The organism is Paenibacillus sp. M-152 (assembly GCF_003856555.1).
Classification (GTDB): Bacteria; Bacillota; Bacilli; order Paenibacillales; family Paenibacillaceae; genus Paenibacillus; species Paenibacillus polymyxa_C.
The window spans coordinates 367136-380994 of sequence record NZ_CP034141.1 but is presented as its reverse complement, the minus strand read 5'-3'; the positions used below and the strand labels follow the sequence as shown (position 1 = coordinate 380994).

At 44.8% G+C, this 13859-nt stretch carries 10 protein-coding genes; 8 read left to right on the top strand and 2 right to left on the bottom strand.

The window, feature by feature from the left end:
* The first annotated feature begins 179 nt into the window (after positions 1–179).
* The 8 genes from EGM68_RS01695 to lacZ all read left to right on the top strand — a co-directional run bounded on the left by EGM68_RS01695 (position 180) and on the right by lacZ (position 11562).
* Positions 180–701 carry a ClbS/DfsB family four-helix bundle protein gene (locus tag EGM68_RS01695; protein ID WP_025675847.1) on the top strand — a complete coding sequence of 174 codons (522 nt, stop codon included), beginning with the start codon at positions 180–182 and terminating at the stop codon, positions 699–701.
* A 75-nt stretch (positions 702–776) separates the two neighbouring features.
* Positions 777–1412, top strand: coding sequence for a uridine kinase (gene udk, locus EGM68_RS01690; protein ID WP_013368919.1), 636 nt, complete (start codon positions 777–779; stop codon positions 1410–1412).
* Positions 1413–1647: 235 nt separating this feature from the next.
* Entirely contained in the window at positions 1648–3213 is a 1566-nt protein-coding gene (locus tag EGM68_RS01685; protein WP_013368918.1) for a response regulator transcription factor, read from the top strand.
* A gap of 39 nt (positions 3214–3252) precedes the next feature.
* The gene (locus EGM68_RS01680; protein WP_129548551.1) at positions 3253–5067 is read left to right on the top strand and encodes a cache domain-containing sensor histidine kinase; all 1815 of its coding nucleotides are present in this window, start codon (positions 3253–3255) and stop codon (positions 5065–5067) included.
* 290 nt (positions 5068–5357) lie between these two features.
* Positions 5358–6647, top strand: coding sequence for an ABC transporter substrate-binding protein (locus tag EGM68_RS01675; RefSeq protein ID WP_129548550.1), 1290 nt, complete (start codon positions 5358–5360; stop codon positions 6645–6647).
* Between the two features lie 101 nt (positions 6648–6748).
* Entirely contained in the window at positions 6749–7645 is an 897-nt protein-coding gene (locus EGM68_RS01670; protein WP_013368915.1) for a carbohydrate ABC transporter permease, read from the top strand.
* Positions 7642–8466: a carbohydrate ABC transporter permease gene (locus EGM68_RS01665; RefSeq protein ID WP_025675844.1), complete on the top strand. Its 825-nt coding sequence runs from the start codon at positions 7642–7644 to the stop codon at positions 8464–8466. The genes EGM68_RS01670 and EGM68_RS01665 overlap by 4 nt, the downstream gene beginning before the upstream one ends.
* A gap of 51 nt (positions 8467–8517) precedes the next feature.
* Positions 8518–11562, top strand: a complete 3045-nt coding sequence (gene lacZ, locus EGM68_RS01660) for a beta-galactosidase, LacZ type (protein ID WP_129548549.1) — start codon at positions 8518–8520, stop codon at positions 11560–11562.
* 171 nt (positions 11563–11733) lie between these two features.
* On the opposite strand, the gene EGM68_RS01655 is transcribed toward lacZ, so the two are convergent.
* Both EGM68_RS01655 and EGM68_RS01650 read right to left on the bottom strand, forming a co-directional pair.
* Entirely contained in the window at positions 11734–13350 is a 1617-nt protein-coding gene (locus EGM68_RS01655; protein WP_129548548.1) for a DUF4179 domain-containing protein, read from the bottom strand.
* Positions 13334–13852 (bottom strand): RNA polymerase sigma factor, encoded by a 519-nt coding sequence (locus EGM68_RS01650; RefSeq protein ID WP_013368911.1) that lies wholly within the window; start codon positions 13850–13852, stop codon positions 13334–13336. Before EGM68_RS01650 ends, EGM68_RS01655 begins: the two co-directional genes overlap by 17 nt.
* Positions 13853–13859: the final 7 nt, after the last annotated feature.

Genomic DNA, 13859 nt, shown 5'->3' with positions numbered 1-13859 from the left:
CTTTTGTCTTAATTTTTCTATTAATTTTTCGTTCTTTTTCGCGAACACACCAAATGATGTTTCATAAAATCACAAAAAATGAGATTTTTTTATTTTTGAATAAGACATACGGTTGTCATATTGAGAATGGTACATATAAAGGAGTTAGTATCACCCATATCATGTAAAGGAGCGATTAGATGTCTAGCTACGACTACGCTTCCAAATTGGAGTTAAAAGAAGCCATTCATACCTCCTACTTACGGTTTGACAGTGAGTTCCAAGAGATCGACGAAAGCCACAAGGATACTCGAATCGACGAAGTCGATAAAACACCCGCAGAGATGATTGCCTACCAGCTCGGATGGCTTCATCTTGTCATGAGTTGGGACAGAGACGAACGGGAGGGAAAAACCGTCATCATGCCCGCCCCGAATTATAAGTGGAATAGACTAGGCGAACTATACCAATCATTCTACAAGACCTATTCCGACCACTCTCTATATGAATTACGAAATATGCTCAAGCTGGCTGAGCAAACGTGGCTGGATTGGGTGGACACACTCAGTCATGAAGAACTCTTTACCCAGGGCGTTCACAAGTGGACAGGCACTAATCCGAACTGGCCTATGGCGAGATGGATTCACATCAACTCTGTAGCACCGTTTAAAACATTCAGAGCCAAGATACGGAAATGGAAGAAATACAACGCGCAACAGTGATGAAAAAAAGTGTGCATTGTGCTACAATACTTTAGTTGTATCGGGATACATTTAGGGAAGGGTAAGTGAAACGCCATGCTTATTATTGGTATTGCCGGCGGTACAGGTTCCGGTAAATCGACGGTCGCACGCGCCGTCGTTGAGCGTCTGGGATCTAATAAAGTGACTTTCATATCTCAGGATAACTACTATAAAGACCATTCACATCTGAGTTATGACGAACGTGCTTTGGTCAACTATGATCATCCGTTTGCCTTTGACAACGACTTGCTGATTGAGCATCTCCAATGTCTAAAAAAAGGACAAGCAACTCAAGCGCCCGTGTATGACTTTACGGTTCATGCCCGCTCCACGGACGAGACGGTAGAGCTTTTACCAAATCATATCGTTATGTTGGAAGGTCTGCACGTACTGTCAGACGAAAAGCTCCGCAGTCTGCTTGATATTAAGGTATTTGTGGATACGGATCCTGATGTGCGCATTCTTCGTCGGGTTCTTCGCGATATTGAGGAACGCGGTCGCACCATCCATTCGATCCATGATCACTATTTGACGACGGTTAAGCCAATGCACGAGGCATTTATTGAGCCTTCCAAGAAATACGCCGACCTGATCCTTCCTGAGGGAGGACACAACGAGGTCGGTATTCAACTGCTGTCTATTTTGACTGAAAAATATTTGGCAGGAGATCGGACATGGGGTACTGTATAAAGTAATCCCGGTTGTTCAGGCTGTCGAGATTTTCTCGGCGGCCTTTTTGTCTTTTATATGCCATTGGAACTAAATTATCTTTGGAATCACCCTGTCGTTTATGTTAGCATGTAAAGATTAAATGCATTCGTTTTTAGTTAAAGTTGGAAGCGTTATCAACTGTGTCCGGCAGGTGATTAGGCCCTCGCCTTAATGGCGTCTTTTTTGAATAGATATAATTATGGAGAGTGCTGTCATGAATGAGCTATGCAACATTTTGATTGTAGATGATGAGATATTGGTACGGCAAGGGATCAAGCATCATTTGTCGTGGGAACAATACGGATTTCGAATTGTAGGTGAGGCCTCCAACGGGAAAGAGGCGCTGGAGCTGATTGAAGCCTTACGTCCTCATATTATCATAACGGATATCGTGATGCCGATCATGGACGGCGAGGAGCTGACACGCATAGTCAGACAGAACTATCCAGATATCGAGGTCATTGTGCTCAGCAGCTACGGCGAGTTTAATTACGTACGCTCCACCTTTCAGCAAGGTGTGGCTGACTATATTTTGAAGCCCAAGTTGGACACAGATGAGCTGCTTCAAGTGCTTCAGCGAACGGCCCGCAAAATCCCATCCATTCAGTATCAGGAAGATGCCGGGAATAATCGAATTACGATAGATCATGTGATCGAAAAATTGACTTCCGGCTATAGCATAGATTATGACGCTGAACTGCTGAAGCAAGCATTTCCTTATCCCCGTTTTGCGCTCATAGGTATAGAACAGTCGGTACAGCAAGATAAGGGGCGCTCTACTACTACCTCTGCTTCGGACCTATTTTCCAAGCTTACAGATCGGTTAGCCTCTGCCTGTGAACACATGGTTCTGCGACAACTGCCATCTGATGTCTATACAGCTGTTTTTTTAGCCAATTTGGAGCCACGGGAATTAGACGCCTGGATGGCTGCGGTTAGGGAAGTTGCTCAAGAGACGAAGCAGGTCGAGCCACAGACAGGCTGGGCGGTCAGCCATCTATTTGATGATTTTAACCAGATTAGCAATGTCTATCAGGATGAGCTTCCCAAATTACTGAGTTACCGCTTTTATTTCCCAGAGACAGCGCTACTGATGGAAGATGAACTCCCTCAGCCTGTTCAGGTGAATAGTTCGTTTAACCTAAAACAGTTTACGGAAGAGATGAAGCGTGAGCATTTTGATACGGCTTTTCAGGATTTGAGGTCCTATGTAGCCGCCATGTCCGGCAACTATACCTCTACCGCTTTTGAATTCAAATCGCTGCTCGGAAATATCGTGTTCAACATTACAATTTTGCTCGGGAATCAGGGGTATGATATGAAGGAGCTGGATGCGGCGAAATATTCGTATTTCAAAACAATTAATGATGCTCCTCATGTACATGAAGCCGTGCGGTTGCTGGAGACTTTTTTGGAGGAAGCGAACCGACAGATCCTGGCCAAAACACAGCAAGGAAGTAGTGCAAGCATGAAAAAACTGCTGGAGTATATTGAGGAACATCATGCTGAAACACTCAATTTGACGACCCTTGGGCAATATTTTCATTTTAACCCCTCTTATTTGTCCAGTTATTTTACGGCACACCATACAGAGGGATTTAGCGAGTATCTGAACAAAATCCGGGTTGAGAAGGCTGCTGAATTACTGCGATCGGGGACGCTGCCCATTTCAGATATTAGTAGTACAGTAGGTTATTCGGACCCCAGCTATTTTACTAAAGTGTTCAAAAAAGTGAAGGGCTACTCACCCAGCCAGTACCGCCGGGAGCATCTCCATTAGAGAGCAAGCGCATATCTGCCAGCAGAAAAGAGATTAAATATGAAAAGATATATCCACAAGATCAAATATCAAGGTCTGTTCTTCAAAATCTTTATTGTTATGGTGGTCAGCATCACTGCGGTGTCCTTGCTGACCTCTTTGGTGACGATTCGAATGTCTGAACGACTATTCGCTGAGACATTCAGTATTACGAATGCCAAGGTACTTAGCCAGATTCAATCCAGCTTTGAATCCTTCAATGACTCTATCGTGAATGCTGTAACCCACGCTTCGGAAAATGGAACCGTCAAAAACTATTTGACTGGCGGCCAATCTGACTCGATTAACTCGGCAAGGATTTACTTTGGTATGGCACAGCAAATGAAGCAAATTAAATCGAACGTCGATGCTTATGATGTCGGTGTCACTGTAACAGGGATGAACGGTCGGAGCTTTTACTCCGACTCGTCCTATTGGCCTGTAACTGCGGAACAGCTTAAGAGCAGTGCCATTACAGCCCGAAGCGTGGCACGACCAGCACAGCTTATGTATCAAATGGATACGGAGTTGTTTCATCAACAAATGAATAGCACTGCACAGAAGCCAACTCCCTATATTATTGCCTCCAAAGTATTTATGGAACGAACGAGCGGCACCATGTACGGTATGATCTACATCGCTATCCGAGAGCCGGAATTTCGGCGTTTTTATAACAATTTCACGAGTAACGGTAATGATGTGCTGATCTTGGACAAAACGGGACTGATTGTATCAAGCAACCGTCAGGACCTAATCGGACAACGCTCCAGTGAGCTGCTGGGCTATGCCACCAAAATCAATGAACAGGGACTGAACTATATTAATGCAGATGTGATGAATAAGGAGAGTATCGTTCTTTCCAACTACATTCCTTCATTTGATTTTTATCTGGTGAACATGATCGATAGACAAACGGCGGTTGGGCAAATTATTGACGTTAAATCTGTAGTATGGATCTGCATCGCCATTGTACTGATTGCTTTGGTGATTGTTTTCCTCATTTCCCGTCGCCTGATCCGTTCACTGACTCGGCTGGTCAAGCAAATGTCGACGATACGCGAGAAAAATTTTGATAATTATATCCCGGTCACAGGCAGCTACGAGGTCAGACAATTAAGTCATGCTTACAACTACATGCTCGATGAACTAAATGATTATATTCATAAGCTTTTAGAAACGCAAAAAGGCCAACGAAATGCAGAGCTTGCTGCACTACAACGGCAGATCAATCCACATTTTCTGTACAATACATTGGCTTCCATCAAAATGCTAGTGCTCAAAGGAAACAAGGAAACCGCCGCCGAGACGATTAATGCGCTCATTTCCCAGCTGCAAAATACAATCAGCAATGTGAACGAAACGATCACCATCGAGCAGGAAATGGCCAACATGCAAAATTATGTATTTATTAATCATGTACGTTACGGGCAACGGGTACAAGTGAATTATTTTGTATCCCCCGATTGTCTGGAGTACCATGTGCCCAAACTCATCATTCAGCCTTTCATCGAAAACTCCTTTTTCCATGCGTTTAATGAGAAGAATGCAGGGCACATCTATATATTGGTGTCTAAAACAGAGGATACATTAATCTGTGAAGTGGTCGACGATGGGGACGGTATGGATTTGGATGGGCATACAGTGCAAGACGGACTGCCGAATCCCAAGAGCAAACGCCAACTATTTACGGGCATCGGCATCCAGAATGTACACAATCGCATTACCCTTCTGTATGGAGAAGAATATGGCGTAACCATCTCTAGCAAGAAGGGCGAGGGCACCAAAGTAAGAATCACCCTGCCACTGATTCTAAAGCCCGTCCCTCCTACCCCATAAAAATATAGGCTGAACTAAACAAAGAAGGTGAAACAAGAACGGAGTGGGCGGAATGATGCTTCGTGAAGAACTTTAGTTCAGTCTATAAAAAGTACCTAAAACTAAAGAAAGTACAAATGTAAGCGGTACCTTTTTAGATAAATCATAATAATAAGACCAATCTGTATAAAGATATTCCTAACTGCCAGCAAAGCAAGGATGATAAACTAAATTCATAAACAAGGTAACCGCTTTCAAAAAAAGTTTTACATGATTAGCAACATATAAAAAAAGAGTAGGGGTTGAACAAAATGAAAAAAATGTCTTTCCTTCTGCTGATCGCAAGCTTGATCTTGCTATCCGCGTGCTCCAGCAATTCCGAGAAAGCAGCTACGACCACAGATTCAGGCAAGAAAGAAATCACAGTCTGGGCTTGGGACCCGAACTTTAATATCGCAGCCCTGAAGCTGGCAAAAGATCGCTATGTTGCCAAACATCCAGATGTAACCGTAAACATTGTTGAATATGCTCAAAATGATATCGTACAAAAAATGAATGCCGGCCTCAACTCCGGTTCTACTAAAGGATTGCCGAACGTGGTTCTAATTGAGGATTACCGGGCACAGAACTTCCTGCAAGCCTATCCCGATTCTTTCCATAATATGACTAATTCGATCAAAGCATCCGACTTCGCGGATTATAAAATCGGGCCGACCAGCTACAACGGCAAGCAGTATGGAGTTCCTTTCGACTCCGGCGTTATGGGATTGTATGTAAGAACGGATTATCTGGAACAAGCCGGCTACAAAGTAGCGGACTTGACCAATATTGATTGGGACAAATTTATTGAAATCGGTAAAGCTGTAAAACAGAAAACAGGCAAAGATATGCTGACTCAAGATCCGAATGACCTGGGTCTAATCCGTGGCATGATCCAAACTGCAGGTTCTTGGTACCTGAAAGAAGACGGTAAAACACCAAACCTGGCTGGTAATCCAGCTCTAAAAGAAGCACTCTTGACGTACAAATCCTTGTTCGACGCTAATATTGTTAAAATGAATGCCGACTGGAGTCAATTCTTGGCCGCGTTCAACAGCGGTGCAGTTGCTTCCGTACCTACAGGTAACTGGATTACGCCTTCGATTAAAGCTGAAGCTTCGCAATCCGGTAAATGGGCTGTAGTTCCTTTCCCTAAGCTGAAAAATATACCTGAATCCGTGAATGCTTCCAGCCTCGGCGGCAGCTCCTGGTATGTCCTCAACTCGGACGGTCAAGATACCGCTGCTGATTTTCTGAAAGAAACATTCGGTTCAGATCCAGAGCTGTATCAAGATATGCTGAGCAAAATCGGAATTGTCGGTTCACTGAACGCTGCTTCCAGCGGTAAAGCTTATGACGTGGAAGATGCTTACTTCGGTGGCGACAAAGTGTATAAGAAGTTTGCTGATTGGACTAAGCAAGTTCCAAAAGTCAATTATGGCCTGCACACTTATGCCATTGAGGACATCATGACCGTTGAAATTCAAAACTACCTGAACGGGAAAGATGTAGACACAGTTCTGAAGGACGCTCAAGGACAAGCGGAAGCACAGCTTAAATAAGACAGTCCATCTAGCCAAGGCTAAACAATAAAACGATAAGCACTTAAAACCTTGGGCTTGCGAGTTCAAGGTTTTATTGCTGCATAGGGAGTTGACATGGTATGAAGACAGCCGCGCCCAAAATGACTACAACACGTCTCAAAGCAGGTATGACAGGATGGTTGTTCATATCCATCGCAGTGATCATGATTGCCGCCTTTTATTTTTATCCGATGATTCAGGCGCTGATCTTATCCTTTAAAACGGGTACAGGGTCTAATCTGAGTTTTAACGGCATTGATAACTATAAGCGCCTGTTCACCGACAAAATGTTCATCACCGCCGTAAAGAATACGTTTATCTACTTAATTTTCCAGGTACCTTTAATGGTCATTCTGGCTCTGTTCATTTCCGTATTGTTGAACGATAAAAACCTGAAATTCAAGGGCTTTTTCCGCACTGCCATCTTCTTGCCGTGTATCACATCTCTTGTAGCCTATTCGGTTGTTTTCAAGTATCTGTTCTCATCTGACGGTTTGGTAAACTCCTTGTTGCTGAATCTGCATGTGATTGGTACGCCAATCCAATGGATTACAGATCCTTTCTGGGCCAAAGTAACAATTATTATCGCGATCACATGGCGCTGGACTGGGTACAACATGATCTTTTATCTGTCGGGTCTTCAGAACATTGACAGCTCTATCTACGAAGCGGCCCGCATTGACGGAGCTTCCCCGATTCGGCAGTTTTTCAGCATTACCGTTCCACTGCTTAAGCCGATTATCCTGTTCACCTCGATTACATCGACGATTGGTACACTCCAGCTCTTCGATGAAATTATGAATATTACGAAGGGTGGGCCCGGTAACGCGACATCTTCTATTTCGCAATATATCTATAATCTGTCCTTCAAGTATTCATCCGACTTTGGTTATGCGGCGACCGTATCTTATTCCATCGTCATTATGATCATTATCTTGTCGATTATCCAGTTTAAAGTGGCAGGTGAGAAAAAATGATGAAAACAAAAAGAGCATTTACGTACACCTTTCTGATTCTTGTATCATTCATTTCGATTTTCCCGTTCCTGTGGATGCTATCCAGCTCCACGAACCTGTCAGTCGATGTGACCAAAGGCAAGCTTCTGCCTGGCTCCCATCTGATGGATAACATGCACAATCTGCTGGAACAAGTAGACATCGTTACTGCACTCAGTAATTCTGCAAAGGTTTCCATCTCAACGACGTTGCTAGCTATGCTCATTGCATCACTGGCTGGCTATGGCTTTGAAATTTACAGAAGCAAAGCGAAAGACGTTGTCTTCAATATCCTGCTGATGTCGATGATGATTCCGTTTGCGGCAATCATGATCCCGCTTTACCGGATGTTCGGCAGCATTTCTAATGTCATACCATGGATCGGCATTGATACGCTCTCTTCTGTCGTTATTCCGACTGTAACTACGGCGTTCCTGATCTTCTTTTTCCGTCAAAGCACCAAGATGTTTCCCAAGGATCTGCTGGAAGCTGGCCGGATGGATGGATTATCCGAGCTGGGTCTGTTCTTCCGGGTGTATATGCCTACGATGAAAACAACCTATGCCGCTGCCGCAATCATCACGTTCATGTCCAGCTGGAACAACTACCTCTGGCCTCTGATTGTACTGCAAACGCCAGAAAATCAAACCATCCCGCTGTTGATCTCGAACCTCGGCTCCAGCTATGCACCGGACTACGGCGTTATTATGATCGCCATTGTCCTGTCCACACTGCCGACTGCACTGGTATTCTTCCTAATGCAGAAGCACTTTGTCGCAGGTATGGTCGGCTCGGTAAAATAATAGATTTGTGTGTACGGTCTTCATTCAATTTAAAAATAAGGAGTGTTCGCCTTGACCATTCATACCCCTAGTCTGGACTGGCTCACCGATGTGACCAAGTTCGCGGTAAATCGCTTGCCTGCCTATTCCGACCATAAGTATTACGCCACGCTTCAGGAAGCAGAGCACCAGGCCGATATGGCCTGGCGTCACAGCCTGAATGGGAGCTGGAAGTTCAACTATGCGACGAATCCGGCCACTCGCCCAGTAGAATTCTATGCCCCTGACTTTGAGTATGGCGGCTGGAGCGATATTCAGGTACCAGGTCATATTCAGACACAAGGCTTCGGCCAAATGCAGTACGCCAATACGATGTACCCGTGGGACGGACATTCGGACGTTCGTCCACCCCATATTCCAGAAGACCACAATCCGGTCGGTAGCTATATCAAAAGATTTGTTTTGCCCGAAAATATGGCTTCTGACGCGCAACCTGTGTTCATCTCTTTTCAAGGTGTCGAGTCGGCCTTCTATGTATGGCTGAACGGACAATTTGTCGGTTACAGCGAGGACAGTTTTACACCGTCTGACTTTGAGCTAACACCCTACCTGCAAGCTGGTGAAAACAAGCTGGCGGTCGAGGTATATCAAAGAAGTACAGGAGCTTGGCTGGAGGATCAGGATTTTTGGCGTTTTTCCGGCATTTTCAGAGACGTATATCTGTACACGATCCCTACTGTTCACGTACGCGACCTGCATGCCAAGGCGGATCTGGATGCTACCTACACGCAGGGCCTGCTAGAATTGAAACTGACTTTGGAACAACCGGCAACGGCCCATACAACTGTCGATGTGAAGGATGCCGCCGGTCATATCGTAGCTTGTTTAAAAGCTGACTTTACAGATGGCATCGCCTCGCTGTCGGCAACCTTGGAGCAAGTAGAGCGCTGGAGCGCGGAGAAACCTTATTTGTACACGTTGTTCATTCAAATTTATGATGCTGATGGATCACTTGTCGAGGTGATCCCACAAAAGGTCGGCTTCCGCAAATTCGAGATGGTCAACAAGGTTATGCATCTGAACGGCAAACGCATCGTCTTTAAAGGTGTGAACCGTCATGAATTCAACGCTCGTACCGGACGTGCGATTTCCCGTGAAGATATGCTGTGGGATATTCGGACACTCAAGCAGAACAATATGAACGCTGTCCGTACCTCTCATTACCCGAATCAGACACTGTGGTATGAGCTCTGCGATGAATACGGGATATACGTGATTGACGAAATGAACTTGGAAACACACGGTTCCTGGCAAAAACTCGGCGCAGTCGAGCCTTCGTGGAATATTCCGGCCAATCTGCCGGAGTGGCAGGATATCGTTATGGATCGCGCCATTTCCATGCTGGAACGGGACAAAAACCATGCATCCATTCTGATCTGGTCTTGCGGAAATGAGTCGTATGCAGGTGAAGTGCTGCGCAATGTCGCTAACTATTTCCGGTCCACCGATCCGAGCCGTCTGGTACACTACGAAGGCGTGTTTCACAATCGTACGTACGATGATACCAGCGATATGGAGAGCCGGATGTACGCCAAGCCCGCAGATATTGAGCAATACTTAAACGACAATCCACAAAAGCCGTATATCAGTTGCGAATACATGCATGCAATGGGCAATTCCGTAGGCGGCATGCACAAGTATACCGAGCTGGAGAACAAATATGAGCTGTATCAGGGCGGTTTCATTTGGGATTATATCGATCAGGCGGTTATGAAAAAAGATCGCTACGGACGCGAGTACCTCGCGATCGGCGGCGACTTTGACGACCGTCCAACAGACTATGGTTTCTGTACAGACGGAATTGTCTATGCAGACCGGAAGGTTTCACCGAAGATGCAGGAGGTCAAATTCCTGTACCAAAATCTGAAGCTCATCCCGGATACCAAAGGTGTGACCATTCGCAACGAAAACCTGTTCGAGGGTACAGGGGAATACGAGCTGGTATACAGCCTGCTGCATGAAGGTCAAGAGATCGCGCGAAATGTGAGTCATGTGGATGTGGCGGCTCAGACCGAAGCCTATATTCCATTGACGTTCCCAAGCACAGACGAGAAGCCTGGGGAATATGTCATTCACACGGCGCTTGTATTGAAGGAAGCGACGCTCTGGGCTAAGGCTGGGCATGAAGTGGCCTTTGGACAACATATTTTCATTGTGGAAGATCCAAATCCGCTGAAAGCTCCAATAGGTGAAGCCCTACGAGTGGTGCATGGTGATGTAAATATTGGCGTTCACGGTACGGATTTCACCATCATGTTCTCCAAAGGAGCAGGCAGCCTGACTTCACTTCGCTACGCTGGACGTGAGATGATCGCTACGCCTCCTGCCCCGCTGTTCTGGCGAGCGACCACAGACAATGATCGGGGAACGACACTGGGTTTTGAAGCTGGTGGTTGGTTCGCCGCAAGCCTGACGCGTAAATGTGTGGATATCGAGGTTACGGAAGAGCAGACAGACCGTGTGACCATTACGTTCCGCTACACCCTAAGCATTCATGCAGATGTACAGGTAACGGTAGCCTACACCGTCTTGGCGGATGGCAGTCTGAACGTAAAATCCACCTATGAAGGTGTATCAGGGCTGCCTAACCTGCCAATCTTTGCCCTTTCGTTCAAGGTTCCAGCGGACTATCGCCATCTGGACTGGTATGCGATGGGACCGGAGGAGAATTACATTGACCGAGCCTTTGGTGCTAGACTCGGCGTATTCCGCAACGAAGCTGCGGATAATGTGTCCGGGTATGTCGTGCCACAGGAATCCGGCAACCGTACAGGCGTGCGCCGGGTCGATATTACCGACGATTCCCAGCGAGGCATTCGCATTACAGCACCTGCCACCGCACCAGTGGAATGCAATATTTCGCCGTATACAGCGTTTGAGCTGGAAAGTGCAGGCCATCTGTATGAACTGCCCAATGTGTATTACACCGTTGTCACCGTAGCTGGCAAGCAAATGGGCGTAGGCGGCGACGACAGCTGGGGTGCTCCGGTACATGAGGAATATCAAATTCCGGCTGATCAAAAGCTGGAATTCGAGTTTACCGTGCAGCGGATATAAATAAACTCTCCGTATAGACAAGTATATGTAATAAAAGCCCTTCCGCTGCTTCCCTGATGGAAAGCCGGAAGGGCTTTAGTATTTACGTACCAAATAGTTGTACTTATCCTAATCGTATGGACTACTCTTCCTAAATTGACCTTACCTGTAGAATAGGCGGTGAACGCCCTATCATTTCAAAACAACTTCAATATTACGTCCAGGATCGCTGTACTTGTAGAGGCCAGGATTTAGTTCCAATTTTCCGTCTAATTCAATATCTTTATAACGGTCAACATTAACTCCTGTGGATACCATACCCTTCGCAATGATCTCAGGTACTACTTCTTTGCCGTTAATTCGCATCGTTGTTTGGTTGACACCTTTGAAGCCAGGGGAACCGGATTTCGATTCGACAATCAAATCTTTTCCCTCTGTATAGTATGTGAAATCAATTTGATAACCGTCTACATTAAGCTCAGCGAACTGTTTTTCTTCTTTGGGTTTATGAAGAGAAATCCAATTCTTGGAAGTATCACGTTTCTGGATGACAGCATCTTTCAATATAAGTTTCATTGGAACATCAGACCAGTCCTTATACCACTCTGAGGATTCAAATTGATATAAGTGTTGATAATTTTCAGGACCAGCCCCTTTAAGATTCCATCCTCCGTTAATTTTTTTATCACCTACAACCAACTGAGCCGTTTTATAATGGACATTTCCTTTTTTAAGTGAATCACGCTCTGTTACTAGAATTTCAATATCCAAGGGGGTAATAATCAGTTGGTCTAAGGTAGCGCCTGTATTTTCCCGGAATTCAGCGCTGCTATGCAGCTTCTTAGAATAAATCGCTTCACTTGCTTTTTTTCCATCCGCTTCAAATTCGAACTTCCAAGTACCTTCAATTCGTTTTGCTTCCTCAATGTAACAGAAATGAAGGTTTGCCTTTCTCCAATCTTGTGCAGTCATGTTGAATACCTGCTCAATATGCAACTCTGGGCTGTCACTAGGTAGAATGGTTGGGATGGCGTCTATTTCTTTGTCTCCCACTTTCATTACCAAATGCGGGTTCCCACGTCCTAAATCGGATGGAGCTGCAGCAACTCTAAAGCGGACAACAGTCTTGTTATTGGTTTGTCGAACGGATTCTATATATATGTTAGGATACTGCTTGGTCCCCGTAACGAGGGTATCCCCAGCTTGATGATTCGTCTTTAAAGGAATATCCTGATTACGATAAAAAATTAGATTCTGTGCCTCAAGTGTATAATTTTTTTTACGATCCTTTAATGTATCAACAGTTTCATAAATGCCTAGGAGTTTCTGGCTTTTAGGATCGTAATTCAAATATCCGTGTGCTCGTTCCTTGTTATTAGAATTGCTAGTTACCATAGTTTTCTCTATAGCAAACCCAATATAACTGCTTGGGTCGGTTCCCGGATCCAGAGAGATGAGCATTTTCATTTTTTCGCCATCTGTTACAACACCATTCAAATTCATCGTAATGCCTGCATCGGTTACTTTTAGATCATACCGCTGACCAATACCATTATTTATCGCGTTGGTTACACTACGTCCGCCTATTCTATCCCAATTGATAGTCACACTAGCGAATACAGGGATGGCAATGAGCAGAAAACATGAGAATACAATACTCGCAGGAACAATTTTTGTTCTATGCATAGGTGCTTCCTGTGACTGTTGCAGAGTTGCTTTTCGTTTGGTTGCTTCCTGTTCTATATTTACCCACATTGCATCATATTCGGGTTGAGGAATGTGCTGTTCTTTCTCAAAATACCGACTCACTGCTATTCATCTCCTTTACTTGGGATACCACCATTTTTTTTAGCAGTTTAAGCCCTCGATTTAATCTGGATTTAGCTGTTCCTTCGGGTATATTTATAACTCTAGAGATCTCCGGCACAGTCAATTCGTTTACATAACGAAGGACCACGACCATTCGAATTTTATCTGGAAGCTTGTTATATAGCTGGTGTAGCTCTGTCTTAGTTTCTCGATGATATAAGCTCTCTTCCACCGGATTAAATGAATGAGGACGTGACAATAAAAAAGTTCGTATTTCCTTCATCAGCCCAGTTTTTCGCCTTCTAAGCACATTGCTGCACTCATTGGAAGCAATTCGTAAAATCCATGATTTGAGATCTTGTACTTTGGACCTGTCGGCCAAGATTGCTTTGACAAATACCTCCTGGCAAACATCTTCTGCATCTGCTTGATTTTGCATCAGATAATAACAAAAATAATATATCTGTTCCTTATATAGTTCAAACAGCTCTCGATCAGTCATATACGTG